Consider the following 22,957-nt stretch of genomic DNA (forward strand, 5'->3'; position numbering starts at 1 on the left):
GGCCCCCGCCGCCCCCGGGCGGGGAGCGGCGGGCGCCCGTGCGAAGTGCCGTCGGACAGGACGGAGTTCGGCGTCAGACCGCCGAACCCGCCTTCCACTGGGCCCAGTCCATGTTCCAGCCGTTGAGGCCGTTGTCCGGGGCGATGGTCTTGTCGCCGGTGTTCTGGACGACGACCACGTCACCGATGATGGAGTTGTTGTAGAACCAGGCGCCCGGCGTGTTCGGGTCGCCCGCGCCCTTGGCGTCCTCCAGGCCCACGCAGCCGTGGCTGGTGTTGACGCTGCCGAAGATGCCCTTGCCCCAGTAGTTGCCGTGGATGAAGGTGCCGGAGGTGCTCAGGCGCATGGCGTGCGGCACGTCCTTGATGTCGTACTCGCCCTTGCCGTCGTCGTCGGTGAAGCCGACGGTCGAGCCGTCCATCCGGGTCTCCTTGAACTTCTCGGAGATCACCATCTGGCCTTCGTAGGTCTTGTTCTCCGGGGAGCCGGCGGAGATCGGGATGGTCTTGACGGTCTTGCCGTCCTGCGTGACCTTCATCTGCTTGGTCTTCGCGTCGACGTAGGAGACCTGGTTGCGGCCGATCTTGAAGGTGACCGTCTTCTGCTGGACGCCGTAGACGCCGTCGGCGCCCTCGACCCCGTCGAGCGCCAGCTTGAGGGTGACGGTCGAGCCCTCCTGCCAGTACTTCTCGGGGCGGCAGTCCATGCGCTGGGTGGAGAACCAGTGGCAGGCGACCTCCTGGCCGCTGCTGCTGTTGACCGTGATGCCCTTCTGGACGGCGGCCTTGTCGGTGATCTGCTTGTCGAAGTTGATCGACACGGGCATGCCGACACCGACGGTCTTGCCGTCGTCCGGGGTGAAGGTCCCGATGAAGCTGTTCTCGGGGGAGACCGTGGTGAACGACGTGTTCTCGTGGGCGGCGCGGCCCTCGGAGTCCTGCGCGGTCGCCGAGATCTGGTACTTGGTGGCCCGCTCCAGCTGCCCGCTGGGCTTCCAGCTGGTCTTGTCGGCGGATATCTCGCCCTTGACCTCGGTGCCGTCCGAGGCGGTCATCTTCACCTCGGTCAGCGTGCCCTTGCTCACGGTGACACCGGCGGAGTTGTTGATGGAGGCGTTGTCCGAGCCGCCCTTGGGCGTGATCTTGATCTGGGCCTCGGACGTCTTCTTGGCCGCCGCTTCGTCGACCTGGGCCTGCGAGGTCTTGTCCCCACCCCCGGAGGTGTCGGCGTCGCTACTGGAACATGCCGAGAGCACCAGCACACCGCCGAGCAGTGCGGACGCGGCCACCAGGCCCTTGCGCCGCTTACCGTCCGTCATCACACGCTTCTCCATCGTTGCCGATTCCCGAAACCCCGAGATACCCCGTCAATAACTTTCAACGCTACGACCGGTTCGTCCCGTTCCACATCGCTCACGGGTGTGGGGCATGCCACGTTTGCCGTCGAAGGCGGGAAGCGGTGCGGGGAGGTGTCGGTCAGTGCGCACCGTGAGACGAGGAAACCCCGGGCGGCGGTTGCCGCCCGGGGTCAGGAATTTCCCCACACCGCGTCAGCCGACCGTCATTTCTTCGTCTTCCGGGTCGTTCTCGCCGCCATCATCCTCGTCGAGGTCCCACTCGGGCGAGTCGGGGTCGTAGTCGATCTGCTCACTGCTCCAGGAGGCCTGCCGCAGCTCGACCCCGGGCACCGCGCCGACCAGGTCGAACGGGTCCACCAGGTGGGCCAGGGCCTCGGCGGTGTCCTCCGTCACAGCGCGCTCGGAGTCGGCCCGTTCCGCGTCGGACAGCTCGGCGTCGTCGGCGAGGGACTGCAGGGCGGCCCCGGTGACGGCCTCCTCGTCGTCGACCTCGAGGACCAGCTCGACGCGAATACGTACAAAACGTGATGTCTCAGGAGTGCTCATGCCCGGAGCGTAAGGCCGACGGCTCCCGTGACTTTCCTGTGACCCGCGCCTTTCACTAACATCTGCCCACACGGCCAATTCGCCAGCGCCACAAGGGGATCGATATTCCGTGTCATCCGCTCGCCGTTCCTTGCTGACCGCCGCCGCCGCGGGCGGCCTGCTGTGCGCCCTGTGGTTCGTCCCGTCGGCGAACGCGACACCCGAGGCGCCGGTTCTGGAGTCCGCCGCCGCGACCCCGTCCCCGCAGGTCACGGCCCAGGCGAGAGCCGCCTCCGCGGACTCGGCCACGGACACCGCGGCGTCCGGCGAGGGCACCACCCGGCTGGCCGACACCGGCAGCTTCGACAGCACGCCGTACGTCGTCGGCGGCGCCCTCTGCCTCGGCCTCGGCGCCGGCTTCGTGGGCTACTCGGTACGCCGGGAACGCCTCGGCCTTTGAGAGAACTTGACGTTCTTTTGGACTTCTTGACCCCACGCGCAGGGGCCCCGGCAGCACCCCGCCGGGACCCCTTCGGCACGTCACGGACGGCTAGCGCAGCGGTCCCGTGACCGTCTCCGCCGCCGCGACCAGGTGCCCGGCACGCACGAAGGCGTCCGCCGCGGCGAGGTCGGGCGCCAGGTGCCGGTCCGGTCCCGGCCCCGCCACCCCGGCCGCCCGTACGGCGTCGATGACGGCCTGCGAGGCGGGCGCCGGGGTCAGCCCCTCGCGCAGCTGGATCGCGCGCGTGGCGGCGTACAGCTCGACGGCGATCACGCGGGCCAGGTTGTCGACGGCCGTGCGCAGCTTGCGCGCCGCCGACCAGCCCATGGACACGTGGTCCTCCTGCATCGCGGAGGACGGGATGGAGTCGGCGGAGGCCGGCACGGCGAGCCGCTTCAGCTCGCCGACCAGGGCGGCCTGCGTGTACTGGGCGATCATCAGGCCGGAGTCGACACCCGCGTCGTCGGCGAGGAACGGCGGCAGGCCGTGGCTGCGGTTCTTGTCCAGGAGCCGGTCGGTGCGCCGCTCGGCGATGGAGCCGAGGTCGGCGACGGCGACGGCGAGGAAGTCCAGGACGTAGGCGACCGGGGCGCCGTGGAAGTTGCCGTTGGACTCCACCCGGCCGTCGGGCAGGACGACCGGGTTGTCCACCGCCGCGGCCAGCTCGCGCTCGGCGACGAGCCCGGCGTGGGCCATGGTGTCGCGTCCGGCGCCCGCGACCTGCGGGGCGCAGCGCACCGAGTAGGCGTCCTGGACGCGGGGGGCGTCGTCCTGGTGGTGCCCGGTCAGGCCCGAGCCCTTGAGCACGGCGGCCATGTTGGCGGCGCTGGCGGCCTGCCCCGGGTGCGGGCGGATGGCGTGCAGCTCGGGGGCGAGCACCTTGTCGGTGCCGAGCAGGGCCTCCAGGGTCAGGGCGGCGGTGATGTCGGCCGACTTGTAGAGGGTGTCGAGGTCGGCGAGGGCCATGACCAGCATGCCGAGCATGCCGTCGGTGCCGTTGAGGAGGGCGAGGCCCTCCTTCTCGCGCAGCTCGACCGGGGCGATCCCGTGCGCGGCGAGCAGCTCGCCGGCGGGCCGTACGGTGCCGTCGGGGCCCTCGGCGTCGCCCTCGCCCATGAGGGTCAGCGCGCAGTGCGACAGCGGGGCGAGGTCGCCGGAGCAGCCCAGCGAGCCGTACTCGTGCACGACCGGGGTGATCCCGGCGTTGAGCACGTCGGCCATGGTCTGCGCGACCTCGGGGCGGACCCCGGTGTGGCCGGAGCAGACGGTCTTCAGCCGCAGGAACATCAGTGCCCGGACCACCTCGCGCTCCACGCGCGGGCCCATTCCGGCGGCGTGCGAGCGGACGATGTTGCGCTGCAGCTGCGCCCGCAGGTCCGGGCTGATGTGCCGGGTCGCCAGGGCGCCGAAGCCGGTGCTCACGCCGTACACGGGGTCCGGCTTGGCGGCCAGCGCGTCCACGATGGAGCGGGCCGCGGCGAGGGCCGCCACCGCCTCCTCGGAAAGCTCGATCCGGGCGCCCGCGCGCGCCACGGCGAGAACGTCGGACGCGCTGACCCCCGACGTCCCCACCACCACAGTGTGCATATCCATATTCAGGAGCGTACGCAGTGAATTCGATGATGTCACGAGGGGATGTGTCACGGATGCCTGCGCGCTGCGCCCCTTACCGGCCGGATGTCACGGCGAGTGCCGCCCGCGGAACCGCCGGCGCTCCCCGTCCTCCTCCCGGGAGGGCTCGTCCGCGAGCCGCACCACGGGGTCGTCCGGCCCCTCGCGCCCGGCGACGACCGGCCAGGCCGCCCGCTCCGCCTTGGCGCGGTACTGGGCGGCGTCCGCGAGCCGGAACAGCCGGCGGGCGGAGCGGACCGGCCCGACCGGATCCTCCGTGGACGCGACCCCGCAGGCCACGCCGTCCCCCAGCTCCAGCTCGGCCGCCCGGCGGCACAGCTCCTCGGCCGCCTTGACCACCGCGTCGGCGGGCGGCCCGACCGCGAGCAGACAGAACTCGTCCCCGCCGAGCCGCGCCGCCAGCGCTCCCGGCAGCATCGCCCCGCACAGCGACAGGACCGACCCGAACCGCTCCAGGAGCCGGTCCCCGACCGCGTGCCCGTGCGTGTCGTTCACCCGCTTGAGGCCGTTCAGGTCGCAGACGACGAGGCTGACGACGACCGCCTCCTCCCGGTGTCGCTCGACGGCCTCGTCCAGCGCGGAGTCGACGGCGCGGCGGTTGGCGAGCCCGGTGAGCGCGTCCGTGTACGCGAGCCGCCTGACCTCCTCGAGGCGTTCGCTCTGCGCGATCCCGGCCGCGACGACGGACGCCAGTACGGTGGCGAAGTCGGCGTCGGCCCGCTCGAAGACCCGCTCCCCCACCGGCCGGGCCACGTACAGCTCGCCCCAGGCCCGCCCGTGCAGCACGATCGGCGCGACCACGCAGCAGCCGCGGCCCCGGCGGCGCAGGGCGGCGACGCGCTGGTGGACGTAGCCGGGACGCCCGGCGGCGGGCCCCTCGGCCGTCTCGACCCAGGCGTCGGGCTCGCCGCCGCCGGCCCAGCGCTCGTGCAGGAACTCGGTGATCTCCGCGAACTGGTGCACGGGGTAGGACTCGTTCTCGGGGAACTCCTCCTCGTCCTCGGCCCGCCGCCCGACGTTCACCAGCACCCGCAGGCGGCCCAGCTCCCGTTCCCACACCGACAGCGCGGCGAAGCTGCCGCCGAGCGCCAGGCATCCGCCGACGGCCGCCGCCCGCCACGCCTCACGCGCGCTCTGCGCGGCGGCCATCCCCTGCGCAAGCGCCACCACGGCCGCGAGCCGCCTGTCGTCACCCATCACTCCAGGCTAGGGAAATTTACGAAGAAACGTTACTCAAACGGGGCGAACCGGGCGATCATCTGCGGCTCGCGCGTTCGCCTCGCGCGGTCGGCTCACTCGCCCGGCCACCGCGGCGCCCGCTTCTCGTTGAACGCCGCCACGCCCTCCGCGCGGTCGCCCGAGAACGCCACCGACCGCCATGCCGCGTCCTCGACCTCCAGGCCCGCCCGCAGGTCGAGTCCGTGCCCGAGGCGCAGTGCGCGCTTGGCCGCCCGCAGCCCCACCGGCGAGTTGGCGGCCATCCGGGAGGCCAGCTCCAGCGCCTCCTCCCGGTCCCGCCCCTGCTCCACCAGCTGGTCCACGAGTCCCAGCTCGCGCGCCTCCCCGGCCGCCACCCGCCGTGCCGTGAACACCAGCTCGGCGGCGCGCGCCGCCCCCACCCGGCGCGGCAGCAGCTGGGTACCGCCGCCGCCCGGGATCACCCCGACCGACACCTCCGGCAGCCCCACCACGGCCGTACGGTCGGCCACGATCACGTCGCACGACAGCGCCAGCTCGAACCCGCCGCCCAGCGCGAACCCGTGCACGGCCGCCACCGTCGGCACCGGCAGCTCCAGCACCGCGGTGTACGCCCCCCGCGCCACCGGCCGCTGCCGCAGCAGGTCGGCGTCGGAGAAGGAGTTGCGCTCCTTGAGGTCCGCCCCGACGCAGAACGCCCGCTCGTGCGTCGAGGTCAGCACCACCACCCGCACGTCCCGGTCCTCGCCCAGTGCCGCGCAGGCCGCGCTCAGGGACTGGGCCATCGCGGTGGAGACGGCGTTCATGGCCTTCGGCCGGTCGAGCGCGAGCTCCGCGACGTGCCCCTCCGCGTGCCGCCGCACCAGGACGAACTCTCCGAACCGCTCCTCGCTCATGACACCCTCCGGGTTAACGCGTGTTAACAAGGTCGACGGCCCGATCATCGCAGGCGGATACGCGCGGGGGAAGGCCGGACCCGCCCGCATCGCGCACCGGTCACCGCCCACCCGTTCGAGTGACATGCGAGCGACCGCCGTACCCCGGCCCGTGGCAGACCGTAGCCTCGCTCCGCCACGGCGCGGCGGGGGCGCGGGCGGACCGGGGAGGAATCATGACGACGACCGGCACACCGACTCGGCCGCGGTACGCGTGGGGCGGTCGCGGCCGGCACCGCCGTCCCCGCCCCCGCAAGGTACTGCTGGCCGCCGGCGGCCTCGCCCTGGCGGCGGGTGCGCTGAGCGTCGTACGCCTGGTGCCCGGGCCCGGTGCCGATCCGGGGGGCTTCGGCGCCGAGGCGGGGCCGCGGGTGGAGGGCGGAGGCCCGGGCACGGCCCGGGACCGGGCGACGGCGCCCGCGGTCACCGGCGGTGGACCGTCCGGCGCGAGCCCTTCGGCGACCTCGGCCATGGGCGGCCTGAGCGGCTCCCCCGCGCCGGGCCCCGTACCCGGTCCGCCGTCCGGACCGTCCGCGAGCGGCCCGGCGGGCCCGCTGCCCGCCGCCACGACCGGGCCGGGCGGCCCCGACGGGCGGAGTCCGGGAGGAGGCGGAAAGGACCCGCGGGAAGGGGCGGGAGAAGGGGATCAGCGGGAGGACACCGGCGGCCGGGCTCCGGCCCCGGGGACGCCGCAGCCGACGCGGTCCGACCGCCCCGCATCGCCGTCCGCGCCGGTCCCGCCGCCGGACCGCGGCACACCACCGACGCACGGCCCGGAGCCGGAACCCGACGATCCGGGCCTGTGCGTGCCGGTCATCGGCCTCTGCGTGGACCTGCTCCACGGCTGACGGACGACGGCCGCGGTCCACGACGACTCGCACCCGCGCCCCACGACGGCCCACGGCCGCGGTCCACGACCGCGGCCTACGACTCCCCGCCGCCGTCCCGGCGCGTGAGCAGCCACGGTTCGACCACGCCCAGACCGCGCACCGGGCGCTGCCACATCGGCTGCAGCGCGAAGCGGTACACCGGCGGCTCCTCGCCCTCCTTCTCCGCCGCGGCGGCCTCCTCCGCCGCCGCGGCCTCCGAGGCGGGGGCGTCCCGGGTGCGGATCAGCTCCTCCGCGAACGCGGTGTCGACGAGGACGGCGTCCTTGGGGGCTATCGAGGTGAGCCGGGAGGCCAGGTTGACGGTGGTGCCGAAGACGTCGCCCATCCGGGTGGTGACCGTGCCGAAGGCGATGCCGACGCGCAGTTCCGGCATGGTCTCGTCGTTGGCCATGGTCTCGATGAGCCGCAGGGCGATCTCGGCGGCCGTACCGGCGTCGTCGGCGGCGTAGAGCACCTCGTCGCCGAGGGTCTTGACCAGCCGTCCGCCGCGCGCGGCCACCAGGTCGGCGGAGGTGGTCTCGAAGGCCTCGACCAGCTCGCCCAGCTCCTCCTCCTCCATCCGCCGGGTCAGCCGGGTGAAGCCGACCAGGTCCGCGAAGCCGACGGCGAGCCGCCGGTCCACCATCTCCTCGTCGTCCCCGGCCTGGATGACCCGGCCGGCCGAGGCGGCGAGCTGGCGCCGCCAGACGTAGACGAGGAACTCCTGCAGCTCGGGCAGGAGCAGCTCGACGATCGGGTACGTCACCTCGGTACGGGTCATCCCCGGCTCCGGGGGCTCGGTCAGGCCCTCCAGGAAGGAGTCGATCTGCCACTCGGCCAACCGGGCGGTGGTCTGGCCCGTGGACCGGGCGACCTGGACGGCCATCGCCTCGCTGAGCAGCCCCGCCTCCACCAGACCGGCCAGCCGCCTGAGGGCCAGGACGTCGGCCTCGGTGAGCGCCTTGGCCTGGCCGATGTCGGCGAAGCCCATGGCCCGCCAGAACCGGGAGGCCAGCTCCATGGAGACGCCCGCGCTGCGGGCGGCCTGGAAGGGGGTGTAGCGGCGCTCGGCGCCCAGGATGAGCCCTTCCAGGCGTAGCGCGAGCGGGTCCTCGCCGGGGTCGGCGGAGTCCGGGGCGGGCTCGGGGTCCACCCGGCCGTCCCCGTCCGCGCCGGAGCCGGTGTCGTCGACGGTCACGCCTGTTGCCTTTCCGATCTGCCGCGGTCAGGTTCGACCGGCCCCAACTTTACGTCAGGTGTGCCCCAGCTCACTCCCGTGCGGCCCGCACTCCGAGCGTGCCCCGGGGCCCGGCTCACGCCAACCGCAGGTGCACGATGTCCCCGGCCCCCACCGGCTCCTGCACGCCCGCCTCCGTCGCCAGCACCAGCCGTCCGTCCCCGTCCACGGCCACCGCCTCCCCGACGAGCGACCGGTCCCCCGGGAGTTCCGCCCGCACCTTGCGCCCGAGCGTCGCGCAGCCCGCCGCGTAGGTCTCCTGCAGCCCGCTGGCCGCCGGGTCGCCCCCGGCCTCGCGCCAGCGCCCGTACCAGTCCTCCAGCGACCGCAGCACCCCGCGCAGCAGCGGGTCCCGGTCGGTGTTCGCGGCCCCGGCCAGCGCCAGCGACCCGGCCCGCGGGACCGGCAGTTCGTCGGCGCGCAGCGAGACGTTGATGCCGACGCCGATCACGACGCCGTCGTCCCCGGCCCGCTCGGCGAGGATGCCGCCGGCCTTGCGCTCCTCGTCGCCGACGGTCACCAGCAGGTCGTTGGGCCACTTCAGGGCGGTGTCGACGCCCGCGGCGCGGGACAGCCCGGTCGCCACGGCGACGCCGGTGAGCAGCGGCAGCCAGCCCCAGCGGGCCACGGGGACCTCGGCGGGCCGCAGCAGCACGGAGAAGAACAGCCCGGAGCGGGCCGGCGCCGACCACTGCCGGTCGAGGCGCCCCCGTGCGGCGCTCTGCTCCTCGGCGACGAGGACGACGCCCTCCGCCAGGTCGCCCTCCGCAGCCCGGGCCACGAGGTCGGAGTTGGTGGACCCGGTGCGCTGCACGACGTCTACCCGCCGCCACAGCCCGCCCTCCCGCACCAGCCCCCGGCGCAGGGCGGTGCTGCTGAGGGGCGGCCGGTCCAGGTCGGACCACCGGTCGCGCGGGGAGTCTGCGGAGCCAGAGGAATCACGGGGCGTCATGCAACCCACCCTAGGTGTGGGAAAGACCGCACTGCCGAACGGAAGGGCCCCTACTACTCTACGAACGAGTAACCGTCCCCCCTTTTGAGCAGGCAGGGAGCCGCATCCCGATGTCCGAGCCGGAAGAGCAGCAGCCCGACATCCACACGACCGCGGGCAAGCTCGCGGATCTCAGGCGCCGAATCGAGGAAGCGACACACGCCGGTTCCGCACGCGCCGTCGAGAAACAGCACGCCAAGGGCAAGCTGACGGCTCGTGAGCGCATCGACCTCCTGCTCGACGAGGGTTCCTTCGTCGAGCTGGACGAGTTCGCCCGGCACCGCTCCACCAACTTCGGCCTGGACGCCAACCGCCCCTACGGCGACGGTGTGGTCACCGGCTACGGCACCGTCGACGGCCGCCCGGTCGCCGTCTTCTCCCAGGACTTCACCGTCTTCGGCGGGGCCCTCGGCGAGGTCTACGGCCAGAAGATCGTCAAGGTGATGGACTTCGCCCTCAAGACCGGCTGCCCGGTCATCGGCATCAACGACTCCGGCGGCGCCCGCATCCAGGAGGGCGTGGCCTCGCTCGGGGCGTACGGCGAGATCTTCCGCCGCAACACCCACGCCTCCGGCGTGATCCCGCAGATCAGCCTGGTCGTCGGCCCGTGCGCGGGCGGCGCGGTCTACTCCCCCGCGATCACCGACTTCACGGTGATGGTCGACCAGACCAGCCACATGTTCATCACCGGACCCGACGTCATCAAGACGGTCACCGGCGAGGACGTCGGCTTCGAGGAGCTGGGCGGCGCCCGCACCCACAACACCGCCTCCGGCGTGGCGCACCACATGGCGGGCGACGAGAAGGACGCCGTCGAGTACGTCAAGCAGCTCCTGTCGTACCTGCCGTCCAACAACCTCTCCGAGCCCCCCGCCTTCCCGGAGGAGGCCGACCTCGCGGTCACGGACGAGGACGCCGAGCTGGACGCCATCGTCCCGGACTCGGCGAACCAGCCCTACGACATGCACACCGTCATCGAGCACGTCCTCGACGACGGCGAGTTCTTCGAGACCCAGCCCCTGTTCGCGCCGAACATCCTCACCGGCTTCGGCCGCGTGGAGGGCCGCCCGGTCGGCATCGTCGCCAACCAGCCCATGCAGTTCGCGGGCTGCCTGGACATCACCGCCTCCGAGAAGGCGGCCCGGTTCGTGCGCACCTGCGACGCCTTCAACGTCCCCGTGCTCACCTTCGTGGACGTCCCCGGCTTCCTGCCGGGCGTGGACCAGGAGCACGACGGCATCATCCGCCGCGGCGCCAAGCTGATCTTCGCCTACGCCGAGGCCACGGTCCCGCTGATCACGGTCATCACCCGCAAGGCCTTCGGCGGCGCCTACGACGTCATGGGCTCCAAGCACCTGGGCGCCGACCTCAACCTGGCCTGGCCCACCGCCCAGATCGCCGTCATGGGCGCCCAGGGCGCGGTCAACATCCTGCACCGCCGCACCATCGCCGAGGCGGGCGACGACGCCGAGGCCACCCGCGCCCGCCTGATCCAGGAGTACGAGGACACCCTCCTCAACCCCTACACGGCGGCCGAGCGCGGCTACGTCGACGCGGTGATCATGCCCTCCGACACCCGCCGCCACATCGTCCGCGGCCTGCGCCAGCTGCGCACCAAGCGGGAGTCCCTGCCCCCGAAGAAGCACGGCAACATCCCCCTGTGACCCCTGCGGAAGGAGCCGCCGTGACCATCAAGGTCGTACGGGGCAACCCCACCCCGGAAGAACTGGCCGCCGCCCTGACGGTCGTCCGTGCCCGCGCCGCGACGCCGGCCACCGAGCCGTCCACCACCGACCGCCCGCGCGACGCCTGGTCCGACCCGTCCCGCATCGCGACGACCCGCCTCCCTCAACCGGGCCCGGTGTCATGGACCCGCACGTACTGGCCCGGGTGAGGTCGGACACTCAGGGGCGCGGGGAACCGCGCACAGACCTGCAACCCCGCGCCCCGATTTAAGTACCCGTACTCAAGTCACCCCCCACGGCCAAGCCCCACGCTAGTGACATGCTGTGGTCCGACCCCGAGAACGAGCCGCCCAAGGAACTGCGCGACATGCAGGACATGCTGCGGCGGCTGAGCGTCTTCCTGGCGCTGGCCATGGTCCTCGCGATGATCGTCCTCGGCCTGGGGTGAGCCGCCCCGCCCCCGGGGTGACTAATGTGACCCCATGACTGCTGCTCAGCCCCGCCGCCGACTCGTCCTCGCCTCCCAGTCCCCTGCCCGGCTCGGCCTGTTGCGCCAGGCCGGACTGGAGCCCGAGGTGCTCGTGAGCGGTGTCGACGAGGAGGCCGTCACCGCCCCCACCCCCGCCGAGCTGGCCCTGGCCCTGGCCGAGGCCAAGGCGTCCGTGGTGGCCGCGAGGCCGGAGGTGCACGGCGCCCTGGTGATCGGCTGCGACTCGGTGCTCGACCTGGACGGCCGGGCGCTCGGCAAGCCGGCGGACGCCGAGGAGGCCACCGCGCGCTGGAAGGCGATGCGCGGCCGGGCGGGCACGCTGCAGACCGGCCACTGCGTCTGGGACACCGCCTCCGGCCGGCACGTCTCGGCGACCGCGTCCACGGTCGTCCGCTTCGGCGAGCCGACCGACGACGAGATCGCCGCCTACGTGGCCTCCGGGGAGCCCCTGTACGTCGCCGGGGCGTTCACCCTGGACGGCCGCTCGGCCCCGTTCATCGACGGCATCGACGGCGACCACGGGAACGTCATCGGCCTCAGCCTGCCCCTGCTGCGCCGCCTGCTCGCCGACCTCGGGACCGGCATCACGGAGCTGTGGGCGCCGGCGGAGGACTGACCGGGGAACCGTCACCGCCCTTGCCGTCCCCGGGCCGCTGCCCCGCGGCGGCGGGCTCCTCCCGGGCGTCGTACGTCATGAGCAGCAGCACGATCAGAGCCAGTACGACGATCATGAAGACGAAGGCGCCGGGGCCCACCAGCCCCCAGGTGAAGGCGCCGAGCAGCCCGTGCACCACGGCGGCGCTGATCAGGAGGACCCGGCCGAGCCCGGCAGGGGCGCGGTCGCGCACCGCCACGAGCAGCGCGACCAGGCCGCACAGCGCGAAGTACAGCCCGAAGACGATCCCGCCGATCTTCGAGGACAGGGACATCATGTGCGGGTCGAGACCGGCCAGGGACATGTCCTGACGGTCGACGACGATCCCCAGGAACCAGTTCAGCGCCGCGACGCCGACCGCCTCCGCGAAGAGCACGACCGCCACGGTCCACGCCACCGGCCTGCGCACTGACACCGGTCCCCACCCACTTTCGACCGCTGCCGCACCGGACAGCTGTTACCCCAAGTACGTTCGAGACTCCCCGAACGCTACTAACGGGTAAACCTCGCCACAAGGGTTCCGGCACGAGCAAAGAATCATTGGGCCATTAGTAGGGACTCCACAAAGAAACCGAGTGGCCCGCAGCACGCTCTTACAGAGACCTTGACCACACCGGAGGGCTAGGGTTTCCCCCGGGAGCCCTGCGTATCGCGACACTACAAGGGCTTTCGCGGGTCGAGCGGGCCTCGAATCACGCTCCGTGTGGGCAAGCTCACCATTGGGGACGGGTCGAAGTGCCGTGTCGGCAGTCCCTAAACTCGGCTTGTTTCAAGGAGGGAGCCTCAATCGTGCGCAAGGTGCTCATCGCCAACCGTGGCGAAATCGCTGTCCGCGTGGCCCGGGCCTGCCGGGACGCCGGGATCGCGAGCGTGGCCGTCTACGCGGACCCGGACCGGGACGCATTGCATGTCCGCGCCGCTGATGAGGCGTTCGCCCTGGGTGGTGACACCCCCGCGACCAGCTATCTGGACATCGAGAAGGTCCTCAAGGCCGCGCGCGAGTCGGGCGCGGACGCCATCCACCCCGGCTACGGATTCCTCTCCGAGAACGCGGAGTTCGCGCAGGCGGTCCTGGACGCGGACCTGATCTGGATCGGCCCGCCCCCGCACGCCATCCGCGACCTGGGCGACAAGGTCGCGGCCCGGCACATCGCCCAGCGGGCGGGCGCGCCGCTGGTCGCCGGCACCCCGGACCCGGTCTCCGGCGCGGACGAGGTGGTCGCCTTCGCGAAGGAGCACGGCCTGCCGATCGCGATCAAGGCGGCATTCGGCGGCGGCGGCCGCGGCCTGAAGGTCGCCCGCACCCTCGAAGAGGTGCCCGAGCTGTACGACTCCGCGGTCCGTGAGGCCGTGGCGGCCTTCGGCCGGGGCGAGTGCTTCGTCGAGCGCTACCTGGACAAGCCCCGGCACGTGGAGACCCAGTGCCTGGCCGACCAGCACGGCAACGTGGTCGTCGTCTCCACCCGTGACTGCTCGCTGCAGCGGCGCCACCAGAAGCTGGTCGAGGAGGCCCCGGCGCCCTTCCTCTCCGACGCCCAGATGGAGGAGCTGTACTCGTCCTCCAAGGCGATCCTGAAGGAGGCCGGCTACGTCGGCGCCGGCACCGTGGAGTTCCTCGTCGGCATGGACGGCACGATCTCCTTCCTGGAGGTCAACACCCGGCTCCAGGTCGAGCACCCGGTCACCGAGGAAGTCGCCGGCATCGACCTGGTCCGCGAGATGTTCCGCATCGCCGACGGCGAGGAACTCGGCTACGACGACCCGGTCCTGCGGGGCCACTCCTTCGAGTTCCGCATCAACGGCGAGGACCCCGGCCGCGGCTTCCTGCCCGCCCCCGGCACCGTCACCCGCTTCGAGGCGCCCACCGGCCCGGGCGTCCGCCTGGACGCCGGCGTCGAGGCCGGATCGGTGATCGGCCCGGCCTGGGACTCCCTCCTCGCGAAGCTGATCGTCACCGGCCGCACCCGCAAGGAGGCCCTCCAGCGCGCCGCCCGCGCCCTGGACGAGTTCCAGGTCGAGGGCATGGCCACCGCGATCCCCTTCCACCGCACCGTGGTCCGGGACCCGGCCTTCGCTCCCGAACTCACCGGCTCCACCGACCCGTTCACGGTCCACACCCGCTGGATCGAGACCGAGTTCGTCAACGAGATCAAGCCCTTCACCGCCCCCGCGGACACCGAGGCGGACGAGGAGAGCGGCCGCGAGACGGTCGTCGTCGAGGTCGGCGGCAAGCGTCTGGAGGTCTCCCTGCCCTCCTCGCTCGGCATGTCGCTGGCCCGCACCGGCCTGGCGGCGGGTGCCCGCCCCAAGCGCCGGGCGGCCAAGAAGTCCGGCCCCGCGGCCTCCGGCGACACCCTGGCCTCCCCGATGCAGGGCACGATCGTGAAGATCGCCGTCGAGGAGGGCCAGCAGGTCCAGGAGGGCGACCTGATCGTCGTACTCGAAGCGATGAAGATGGAGCAGCCCCTCAACGCCCACAAGTCGGGCACCGTCAAGGGCCTGGGCGCCGAGATCGGCGCGTCCATCACCTCGGGTGCCGCGATCTGCGAGATCAAGGACTGAGGACAGCTACGACAGGGGCGCCCGGCCGGACCCAACGGTCCGCCGGGCGCCCCTGTCGCTGCCCGGCGGGACCGCGGAACGCGCCTACCGGCGACGCAGGTCGGCGACGCGCGCCCGCTCCGCCCCGCCGCCCTGCTCACCCAGGGCGGCGGCCGAGCGCAGCCCCGCACCCGGAACCTGACGGCGTGGCCCCGGAAGCGGCACGTCCCGGCGCTGCTGACGCGCCACGGCATCACCCCCCGAGACCCCCGACGTCCCGCTGCCGCTCCCCGTACCACCCCCCGACGCCCCGGCCACGGCGATCTGCACGCCCTGGTCGGCCAGGGCCTGCAGCTCGGTGGCGGCGCGGTCGTCGTGGGCCGGCGACTCGTCGGTGACCAGACGGGTGATGACGTCGGTGGGCACGGTCTGGAACATGGTGTCCGTGCCCAGCTTGGAGTGGTCGGCGAGGACGACCACCTCGGCGGCGGCCTGGACCAGCGCCCGGTCGACGGAGGCCGAGAGCATGTTGGAGGTGGACAGCCCCCGCTCGGCGGTCAGCCCGCTCCCGGACAGGAAGGCCTTGGAGACCCGCAGCCCCTGCAGGGACTGCTCGGCCCCCGACCCCACCAGGGCGTAGTTGGACCCCCTGAGGGTGCCACCGGTCATCACCACCTCGACCCGGTTGGCATGGGCGAGGGCCTGGGCCACCAGCAGCGAGTTGGTGACGACCGTCAGCCCGGGGACCCGGGCGAGCCGACGCGCCAGCTCCTGCGTCGTCGTACCCGCCCCCACCACGATGGCCTCGCCTTCTTCGACGAGACCCGCGGCGAGGTCGGCGATGGCCGTCTTCTCGGCGGTCGCGAGATGAGACTTCTGCGGAAAGCCGGACTCTCGCGTGAACCCGCCCGGCAGTACCGCACCGCCGTGCCGGCGGTCGAGGAGTCCTTCTGCCTCCAGTGCGCGCACGTCCCGCCGTACGGTCACTTCGGAGGTCTGGACGACGCGGGCGAGCTCACGGAGCGACACGGCCCCGTTCGCTCGCACCATTTCGAGGATCAATTGGCGACGTTCTGCAGCGAACACGAAACTGACAGTAACCCCAACGACCGTCTGCTTTCAGCAGTATGCGCCGAATAACAGAAGTTGTTCGCATGCCACCACTGGAAGTGGTATACGGGCCTACCCGGGTCGCCTATGCCACCCGCAAGCACCGCAACTCCCCGTGACCAGCGGGGAGTCATTTCCGGCCGCGCCCGCCGTGCTACTGCTCCCCGCCGGCCTTCCGGGTGTGCAGCTGCCGGGCCACCTCGGCGATCGACCCCGACAGCGAGGGGTACACGGTGAAGGCGTTGGCGATCTGCTCCACCGTCAGGTTGTTGTCGACGGCGATGGAGATCGGATGAATCAACTCGGAGGCCCGCGGCGCCACCACCACACCCCCCACCACGATCTCGGTACCGGGCCGGCAGAAGATCTTGACGAACCCGTCCCGGATGCCCTGCATCTTGGCGCGCGGGTTGCGCAGCAGCGGCAGCTTCACCACCCGGGCATCGATCTTGCCGGCGTCCACGTCGGCCTGCGAGTACCCGACGGTGGCGATCTCGGGGTCGGTGAAGACGTTGGCGGACACGGTCTTCAGATTCAGCGGAGTAACCGCGTCACCGAGGAAGTGATACATGGCGATCCGCCCCTGCATCGCCGCCACCGAGGCCAGCGCGAAGACACCGGTGACGTCACCGGCGGCGTACACCCCGGGCGCCGAGGTCCGCGAGACCCGGTCGGTCTTGATGTGCCCGGAGTCCTTGAGCCGGACACCGGCCTCCTCCAGACCCATCCCCTCCGTGTTCGGAATGGCACCGACGGCCATCAGGCAGTGCGACCCGCCGATGACCCGCCCGTCCGAGAGCGTCACCTCGACCCGGTCCCCCACCCGCTTGACGGACTGGGCCCGGGACCGCGACATGACGTTCATCCCACGCCGCCGGAACACGTCTTCCAGAACAGCCGCCGCATCCGGGTCCTCACCCGGCAGCACCCGGTCCCGCGACGACACCAGCGTGACCCGCGACCCGAGCGCCTGATAGGCCCCGGCGAACTCGGCACCGGTCACACCGGACCCGACCACGATCAGCTCTTCGGGCAGCTCCTCCAGGTCGTACACCTGGGTCCAGTTCAGGATCCGCTCGCCGTCGGGCCGCGCGTCCGGCAGCTCCCGCGGATGCCCGCCCGTGGCGATGAGCACCGCGTCGGCGGTCAGCGTCTCCTCGCTCCCGTCGGCGGCCCTCACCACGACCTTGCGCGACCCGTCGAGCCCCTGCATGCCCTCCAGCCGCCCGCGCCCGCGCATGACCCGCGCGCCCGCACGCGTCACGGAGGCGGTGATGTCGTGCGACTGCGCCAGCGCGAGCCGCTTCACCCGGCGGTTGACCTTGCCCAGATCGACGCCCACCACCCGGGCGGCCTGCTCCATGGGGGGAGTGTCGTCGGCGACGATGATCCCCAGCTCCTCGTAGGAGGAGTCGAAGGTGGTCATCACCTCAGCCGTGGCGATGAGGGTCTTGGACGGCACGCAGTCGGTCAGCACCGACGCCCCGCCCAGACCGTCGCAGTCGACGACGGTCACCTCCGCGCCGAGCTGAGCGGCCACCAGCGCCGCTTCGTATCCGCCGGGTCCGCCACCAATGATCACGATCCGAGTCACGTACCCCATTGTCCCGCACCCTTCAACGAGAAGCCGCCCGGGGCCACCACCGTTACGACAGCGATGCCCGACACCCCTGCCGTACCCTTCCCCCCATGTCGCTCTACGCCGCCTACGCCGGCAACCTCGACGCGCGGCTGATGACCCGCCGCGCCCCGCACTCGCCGCTGCGCGCCACCGGCTGGCTGAACGGGTGGCGGCTGACCTTCGGAGGCGAGCACATGGGCTGGGAGGGCGCACTGGCGACCCTGGTGGAGGACCCGATCTCCCAGGTCTTCGTGTCCCTCTACGACATCGCCCCCATGGACGAGGACTCCCTCGACCGCTGGGAGGGCGTGGGCCTGGACATCTACCGCCGCACCCGGGTCCGCATCCACACCCTCGACGGCGAGGAGGGTGCCTGGACCTACGTCCTGAACGCCTACGAGGGCGGCCTGCCCTCCGCCCGCTACCTGGGCGAGATCGCGGACGCCGCCGAGTCGTCCGGCGCCCCCCACGACTACGTCATGGAACTCCGCAAACGCCCCTGCTGAGCACCCCCTCGTCAAAACCTCCAAGGCAAAAACCACCATCCCGTGACCTCCGCCATCTACGCGCGTAGCCACAAACCGGCTACCCTCTTCGGCGTGAACGCATCTCTTCTTCCGGACGACATCCAGGGCGACCCCTACGCCGCCGCCGACGCCGCCGCGGCCCGCCTGCGCGAACTCACCGGCGCCGAGACCCACGACGTCGCCCTCGTGATGGGCTCCGGCTGGGCACCGGCCGTGGACGCCCTGGGCTCCCCCGAGGCCGATCTCCAGGTCACCGACCTGCCGGGCTTCCCCAAGCCCGCGGTGGAGGGCCACGGCGGCAGGATCCGCTCGTACACCCTCGGTGACAAGCGTGCACTGGTCTTCCTGGGCCGCACCCATTACTACGAGGGCCACGGCGTGGCCGCCGTCTCCCACGGCGTGCGCACCGCGGTGGCGGCCGGCGCCAAGACGATCATCCTGACCAACGGCTGCGGCGGCCTGCGCGAGGGCATGCGCCCCGGCCAGCCGGTCCTGATCAGCGACCACATCAACCTCACCGCCACCTCCCCCATCGTCGGCGCCAACTTCGTCGACCTCACCGACCTCTACTCGCCCCGTCTGCGGGCGCTGTGCAAGGAGGTCGACGCCACGCTGGAGGAGGGCGTCTACGCCCAGTTCCCCGGCCCGCACTACGAGACCCCGGCCGAGATCCGCATGGCCCGCGTGATCGGCGCCGACCTGGTGGGCATGTCGACGGTCCTGGAGGCGATCGCGGCCCGCGAGGCCGGGGCGGAGGTGCTGGGCATCTCCCTGGTCACCAACCTCGCCGCCGGCATGACGGGCGAGCCCCTCAACCACGAGGAGGTCCTCCAGGCGGGCCGCGACTCGGCGGCCCGCATGGGGAAGCTGCTGACGCAGGTGCTGGGCCGGCTGTAGCCGGGGCCCAGCGGTCCGGCGCTTGCTCGGCACCCGGCGCGGGTGTGGCCGCGGGGTGGGTCACGCGGCCCGGCGCCGCACGCGGTGCCCGGCGTGGGTGTCGGCGCGGGGTGGGGAGCGCAGCCCGGCGCTACCGGGGTGCCGCTGCGCCCACCCGTGCCGCCCCAGCGGCACGACTGCCCGCAGCGGCGGCGGCCGGCGACTGCCCGCAGCGGCGGCGGCTGGCGACTGCCCGCAGCTACGCGGGGGCGACGCGGCGGGAGAGCCGCGTACGGCGGGAAGGGGACGTGTCGGGGGGTGTTCGCCCGCAGCGGTTGGCGCGTCCGCGCCGGGGACTTCTCGGCCGACCGATTCCGCGCCGTTCCGAGGACGAACATCCCCCGGCGCGGCCCCGACCCACCCACCGAACCCAAGGCGCTACGCGCACCCCCACCAAACCCGCACATGCGCCGCAGGCACAACGCGCACCCCCACCGACACCCGAGAGGCTGACCAACGTGCAAGACGACCTCCTCGCACGAGCCAAGGCATGGCTGGCCGAGGACCCCGACGCGGACACCCGCGCGGAACTCGCCCGCCTCATCGACGCCGAGGACCACGCCGAACTCACCGCCCGCTTCTCCGGCACCCTCCAGTTCGGCACCGCGGGCCTGCGCGGCGAACTCGGCGCCGGCCCGATGCGCATGAACCGCTCGGTCGTCATCCGCGCCGCCGCCGGCCTCGCCGCGTATCTCAAGCGCCAGGGGACCCCCCACGGGGACGACACGGCCGGCCTGGTCGTCATCGGCTACGACGCCCGCCACAAGTCCGCGGACTTCGCCCGCGACACGGCCGCCGTGATGACCGGCGCCGGCCTCCGGGCAGCCGTCCTCCCCCGCCCCCTCCCCACCCCCGTCCTCGCCTTCGCGATCCGGCACCTCGGCGCCGTCGCCGGGGTGGAGGTCACCGCCAGCCACAACCCGCCCCGCGACAACGGCTACAAGGTGTACCTCGGCGACGGCTCCCAGATCGTGCCCCCCGCCGACGCCGGCATCGCCGCCGAGATCGACGCCGTACGCTCCCTCGACGACGTCCCCCGCCCCGACACCGGCTGGCAGACCCTCGGCGACGACGTCCTCGACGCCTACCTCGCCCGCACGGACGCCGTCCTCGCCCCCGGTTCCCCCCGCACCGCCCGCACCGTCTACACCGCGATGCACGGCGTCGGCAAGGACACCCTCCTCGCCGCCTTCGCCCGAGCCGGTTTCCCGCGGCCCACCCTCGTCACCGAGCAGGCCGAGCCCGACCCGGAGTTCCCCACCGTCGCCTTCCCCAACCCGGAAGAGCCCGGCGCGATGGACCTCGCCTTCACCACGGCGCGCGGCACCGACCCCGCCCCCGACCTGATCGTCGCCAACGACCCGGACGCGGACCGCCTGGCGGTGGCCGTACCCGACGCCGCGGAGGCCACCGGCTGGCGCATGCTCCGGGGCGACGAGGTGGGCGCCCTGCTCGCCGCCCACCTGGTCACCCGCGGAGCGACCGGCACGTTCGCGGAGTCGATCGTGTCGTCGTCCCTCCTCGCCCGCATCGCCGCGAAGGCGAACGTCCCCCACGTCGAGACCCTGACCGGCTTCAAGTGGATCGCCCGCGTCGAGAACATCCGCTACGGCTACGAGGAGGCCCTCGGCTACTGCGTCGACCCGGAGGGCGTCCGCGACAAGGACGGCATCACCGCGGCCCTCCTGATCACGGAGCTGGCCTCCGTCCTCAAGCAGGAGGACCGCACGCTCCTCGACCTCCTCGACGACATCGCCGTGGAACACGGCCTGCACGCCACGGACCAGCTCTCGGTCCGCGTCGAGGACCTCTCCCTCATCACCGCCGCGATGAACCGCCTGCGCGAACAGCCCCCGGCAACCCTCGCGGGCCTCCCGGTCACCACCGCGGAGGACCTCACCCGGGGCACGGACACCCTGCCGCCCACCGACGGCCTGCGCTACACGCTCGACGGTGCCCGGGTGATCGTCCGCCCGAGCGGCACGGAGCCCAAGCTGAAGTGCTACCTGGAGGTGGTCGTCCCGGTGGCCGCGCACGCCGACCTCCCGGCCGCCCGCGCCGGAGCCGCACGGCTGCTGGCCGCGCTCAAGCGGGACTTGGCACAGGCGGCAGGCCTGTAACCTCCGGCGCCCCGGTCGCCGCCCCGTCCACCGGGACGCTCCCGGTGGGCGTGGGCTCAACCGACCCGCTCGGAGACGGCGAGGGCCCACCGGTGGGCGTCGCACTCCCGGTGGGACCGGGCGTGCCACCGGGACCGGTCTCGACAGGCTCGGTCTCGACAGGCTCGGTCACCCCGGGCCCGGTCACCACGGGCCCGGGGGACCGCGTAGGCCGTGGCCGCGAGGACGCGCCGGGCGCCCGGGTCGGCGACGGGGCAGATGCCGACGCCCCGGGCGCAGTCGCCGTCGGGGAAGCGGCCGGGGAAGCGGCCGGGACCACGGCCCGAGAATCGCCCTCAGTCCGCCCACCCGCCCTTCTGGCCGCGCTGTCGGCCCCCGTCGGCACGGTCCCCCCGCCGTCGGGCACGGTGTGCACCCCGCGCAGGTAGAACTCCATCCAGCCCCGCACGAGGTTGAGGTACTCGCGGGAGTGGTTGTAGCTGAGGATCGCGCGGTCCAGTCCCGCGCCGGTGCGCAGGTCGCGCCCGCCGGCGCAGAGGTAGTGCGCGGCGGCGAGCGCGGCGTCGTGGACGTTGTTCGGGTTGGCGGTGCCGTCGCCGTTGCCGTCGGCGCCCCAGGTCTTCCAGGTGGTCGGCAGGAACTGCATCGGCCCCACAGCACGGTCGTAGACGGCGTCCCCGTCCCAGACCCCGCCCTCGCTGTCGCGTATCAGCGCGAAGCCGTTGCCGTCGAGGGCGGGGCCGGTGATCCGGGTCAGGGTGTCACCGTTGGCCGCGACGGCGCCGCCGCGTGCGTGCCCCGACTCGACCTTGCCGATCGCGGCGAGGAGTTCCCAGCGCAGGCCGCAGCCCGGGTCGGTCCGTCCGACGGACGCCGCGGCCCGCCGGTAGGCGGTGAGGACACCGGCGGGCAGCCCGGCTTCGGAGGCGGCGCGCTCCGGTGTGAAGGCGGTGGACGAGGCGGCGGCCCGCGCGCCGAAGACGCCCTCGACGTCCCGCACGGTCTTCAGCGGCGGCAGGTCGACGTAGTACGAGTCGTCGCCCTGGGAGGGCACCTCGGGCAAGGCTGCGTCCGGGGAGACGAACCCGCCGGGCACCGCCGGCCCGTCGTCCCGCACGACCGGCGCGGTCTCGTCCGGCCCCGGTGCCTGGGAACCCGCCGTCAGCAGCGTGGTGACGACGCCGCAGACGACCGCACCGCGCAGTCCGCGCGGAGCGGCGACGAAGGTCCAGCCCTTCATGAGACAACTCCTGTCATTGACAACGAAATTCACGACAAACCCTGACCAGATAGCTGAACCCCGTGTCGGGTCCCACGCAGGACTGGAGCGTGAGGTCGCCCCAGTAGAGACCGGCGGCCGGTGCGCCGCGCCCGGGGGTGACGTAGTTCGCGTAGACCTCGTAGGTCCAGGCACCGCGGACGGTCGCCAGCGTGACGCGGGTCCCGACCGGCAGGGTGGCGAACCGGTCGAAGCCGTTGCAGTAGTCGTGGCCGACGATGACGACGGTCCGCATCTCGTAGCCGTCCTCGGTGCCGATCTCGGGCCCGGTCCACTGCACCGCGTCCCGGCACGCGTCCACCTCGTCCTGACCGCCCCGCCGGACGTACGACGTCCAGGTGCCGATGGTGAGAACGGCGCGACCGGCGGAGGGCTTCGCCCCGGTGGCCGCCGTGCGACCCCGTGCCGGGGACGAGGCGGAGCCGGCGGAGGGCCCCGGGCTCCGCGAGAGGTCGGGCCCGCGACGCCGCCCGGCACCCGCCTCGGTACGCGCGGCGTCCGGCGCGGCACCCTCCCGCCGCTCCCCGGCGTCCCCGCCCCCGCCTGCCGGAGGCACGGCGGCGACCGGCGAGGCCGACGGCACCTGCGGCACGGATACCGCCCCGGAGGGCGACGGCACCGGTCCCCCGGCGGCGGAACGAGAAGCCCCCGACGCGGACGGCAACAACCCCCCGGAGCCGACACCCGCACCACCACCGCCACCACCGCCACCGACCTCCCCGGCGCCCGCCCCGGTCCCGGACCGGTC

The 22,957-nt window shown here is 72.9% G+C and carries 22 protein-coding genes; 10 read left to right on the plus strand and 12 right to left on the minus strand.

The genetic code is table 11. The annotated features are described in order from the left end of the window. Nucleotides 1-73: 73 nt before the first annotated feature. A complete protein-coding gene (locus tag K7854_RS07740) occupies nt 74-1,318 on the minus strand; it encodes a L,D-transpeptidase (RefSeq protein WP_226025629.1) in 1,245 nt (414 codons plus the stop codon). A 231-nt stretch (nt 1,319-1,549) separates the two neighbouring features. After that, the gene (locus K7854_RS07745; RefSeq protein WP_226025630.1) at nt 1,550-1,903 is read right to left on the minus strand and encodes a hypothetical protein; all 354 of its coding nucleotides are present in this window, start codon (nt 1,901-1,903) and stop codon (nt 1,550-1,552) included. 109 nt (nt 1,904-2,012) lie between these two features. Here K7854_RS07745 and K7854_RS07750 point away from each other — a divergent pair, with 109 nt between their 5' ends. Further along, complete coding sequence (locus K7854_RS07750) at nt 2,013-2,342, plus strand: hypothetical protein (protein ID WP_226025631.1); 330 nt, start codon at nt 2,013-2,015, stop codon at nt 2,340-2,342. 90 nt (nt 2,343-2,432) lie between these two features. Here K7854_RS07750 and hutH read toward each other — a convergent pair whose 3' ends face one another. The 3 genes from hutH to K7854_RS07765 all read right to left on the minus strand — a co-directional run bounded on the left by hutH (nt 2,433) and on the right by K7854_RS07765 (nt 6,109). Further along, the gene (gene hutH, locus K7854_RS07755; RefSeq protein WP_226025769.1) at nt 2,433-3,971 is read right to left on the minus strand and encodes a histidine ammonia-lyase; all 1,539 of its coding nucleotides are present in this window, start codon (nt 3,969-3,971) and stop codon (nt 2,433-2,435) included. A 93-nt stretch (nt 3,972-4,064) separates the two neighbouring features. Further along, nucleotides 4,065-5,213 (minus strand): GGDEF domain-containing protein, encoded by a 1,149-nt coding sequence (locus tag K7854_RS07760; protein WP_226025632.1) that lies wholly within the window; start codon nt 5,211-5,213, stop codon nt 4,065-4,067. 95 nt (nt 5,214-5,308) lie between these two features. Next, complete coding sequence (locus tag K7854_RS07765) at nt 5,309-6,109, minus strand: enoyl-CoA hydratase/isomerase family protein (protein ID WP_226025633.1); 801 nt, start codon at nt 6,107-6,109, stop codon at nt 5,309-5,311. 215 nt (nt 6,110-6,324) lie between these two features. Here K7854_RS07765 and K7854_RS07770 point away from each other — a divergent pair, with 215 nt between their 5' ends. Further along, entirely contained in the window at nt 6,325-6,996 is a 672-nt protein-coding gene (locus K7854_RS07770; protein ID WP_226025634.1) for a hypothetical protein, read from the plus strand. 76 nt (nt 6,997-7,072) lie between these two features. Here the strand turns inward: K7854_RS07770 and K7854_RS07775 are convergent, their stop codons facing one another. After that, a complete protein-coding gene (locus K7854_RS07775; protein WP_226025635.1) occupies nt 7,073-8,215 on the minus strand; it encodes an adenylate/guanylate cyclase domain-containing protein in 1,143 nt (380 codons plus the stop codon). A 115-nt stretch (nt 8,216-8,330) separates the two neighbouring features. After that, nucleotides 8,331-9,206 carry a biotin--[acetyl-CoA-carboxylase] ligase gene (locus tag K7854_RS07780; RefSeq protein ID WP_226025636.1) on the minus strand — a complete coding sequence of 292 codons (876 nt, stop codon included), beginning with the start codon at nt 9,204-9,206 and terminating at the stop codon, nt 8,331-8,333. 110 nt (nt 9,207-9,316) lie between these two features. Between K7854_RS07780 and K7854_RS07785 the strand changes: the two genes are divergently transcribed. The 4 genes from K7854_RS07785 (at nt 9,317) to K7854_RS07795 (ending at nt 12,036) form a co-directional block, all read left to right on the plus strand. Continuing rightward, nucleotides 9,317-10,909 (plus strand): acyl-CoA carboxylase subunit beta, encoded by a 1,593-nt coding sequence (locus tag K7854_RS07785; protein WP_226025637.1) that lies wholly within the window; start codon nt 9,317-9,319, stop codon nt 10,907-10,909. Nucleotides 10,910-10,929: 20 nt separating this feature from the next. Next, nucleotides 10,930-11,139, plus strand: coding sequence for an acyl-CoA carboxylase subunit epsilon (locus K7854_RS07790; protein ID WP_226025638.1), 210 nt, complete (start codon nt 10,930-10,932; stop codon nt 11,137-11,139). A gap of 110 nt (nt 11,140-11,249) precedes the next feature. After that, nucleotides 11,250-11,378: a morphogenic membrane protein MmpB gene (mmpB, locus tag K7854_RS37445; RefSeq protein ID WP_042825042.1), complete on the plus strand. Its 129-nt coding sequence runs from the start codon at nt 11,250-11,252 to the stop codon at nt 11,376-11,378. Between the two features lie 34 nt (nt 11,379-11,412). Next, complete coding sequence (locus K7854_RS07795) at nt 11,413-12,036, plus strand: nucleoside triphosphate pyrophosphatase (RefSeq protein ID WP_226025639.1); 624 nt, start codon at nt 11,413-11,415, stop codon at nt 12,034-12,036. On the opposite strand, the gene K7854_RS07800 is transcribed toward K7854_RS07795, so the two are convergent. Beyond that, complete coding sequence (locus K7854_RS07800; RefSeq protein ID WP_226025640.1) at nt 12,005-12,490, minus strand: hypothetical protein; 486 nt, start codon at nt 12,488-12,490, stop codon at nt 12,005-12,007. The two genes, K7854_RS07795 and K7854_RS07800, sit on opposite strands and share 32 nt — an antisense overlap. A 374-nt stretch (nt 12,491-12,864) precedes the next feature. Between K7854_RS07800 and K7854_RS07805 the strand changes: the two genes are divergently transcribed. Beyond that, the gene (locus K7854_RS07805) at nt 12,865-14,637 is read left to right on the plus strand and encodes an acetyl/propionyl/methylcrotonyl-CoA carboxylase subunit alpha (RefSeq protein ID WP_226025641.1); all 1,773 of its coding nucleotides are present in this window, start codon (nt 12,865-12,867) and stop codon (nt 14,635-14,637) included. Between the two features lie 84 nt (nt 14,638-14,721). Here the strand turns inward: K7854_RS07805 and K7854_RS07810 are convergent, their stop codons facing one another. Together K7854_RS07810 and K7854_RS07815 are read right to left on the minus strand one after the other, a co-directional pair. Further along, entirely contained in the window at nt 14,722-15,702 is a 981-nt protein-coding gene (locus K7854_RS07810) for a DeoR/GlpR family DNA-binding transcription regulator (protein WP_226025642.1), read from the minus strand. A 178-nt stretch (nt 15,703-15,880) separates the two neighbouring features. Continuing rightward, nucleotides 15,881-17,329, minus strand: coding sequence for an NAD(P)H-quinone dehydrogenase (locus K7854_RS07815; RefSeq protein ID WP_059301043.1), 1,449 nt, complete (start codon nt 17,327-17,329; stop codon nt 15,881-15,883). A gap of 86 nt (nt 17,330-17,415) precedes the next feature. Between K7854_RS07815 and K7854_RS07820 the strand changes: the two genes are divergently transcribed. The 3 genes from K7854_RS07820 to K7854_RS07830 all read left to right on the plus strand — a co-directional run bounded on the left by K7854_RS07820 (nt 17,416) and on the right by K7854_RS07830 (nt 20,930). After that, on the plus strand, nt 17,416-17,853 hold the full coding sequence (locus tag K7854_RS07820; RefSeq protein ID WP_003974055.1) for a gamma-glutamylcyclotransferase family protein: 438 nt from the start codon (nt 17,416-17,418) through the stop codon (nt 17,851-17,853). 93 nt (nt 17,854-17,946) lie between these two features. After that, nucleotides 17,947-18,771, plus strand: coding sequence for a purine-nucleoside phosphorylase (locus tag K7854_RS07825; RefSeq protein WP_161376091.1), 825 nt, complete (start codon nt 17,947-17,949; stop codon nt 18,769-18,771). Between the two features lie 497 nt (nt 18,772-19,268). Further along, on the plus strand, nt 19,269-20,930 hold the full coding sequence (locus K7854_RS07830) for a phospho-sugar mutase (RefSeq protein WP_226025643.1): 1,662 nt from the start codon (nt 19,269-19,271) through the stop codon (nt 20,928-20,930). Here the strand turns inward: K7854_RS07830 and K7854_RS07835 are convergent. Both K7854_RS07835 and K7854_RS07840 read right to left on the minus strand, forming a co-directional pair. Beyond that, nucleotides 20,896-22,170 (minus strand): lytic transglycosylase domain-containing protein, encoded by a 1,275-nt coding sequence (locus K7854_RS07835; RefSeq protein WP_226025644.1) that lies wholly within the window; start codon nt 22,168-22,170, stop codon nt 20,896-20,898. The genes K7854_RS07830 and K7854_RS07835 overlap by 35 nt on opposite strands. Before the next feature lie 13 nt (nt 22,171-22,183). Then, nucleotides 22,184-22,801, minus strand: coding sequence for a sortase family protein (locus tag K7854_RS07840; protein ID WP_226025645.1), 618 nt, complete (start codon nt 22,799-22,801; stop codon nt 22,184-22,186). Between the last annotated feature and the right edge of the window lie 156 nt (nt 22,802-22,957).

The organism is Streptomyces hyderabadensis, assembly GCF_020404845.1.
GTDB lineage: Bacteria > Actinomycetota > Actinomycetes > Streptomycetales > Streptomycetaceae > Streptomyces > Streptomyces hyderabadensis.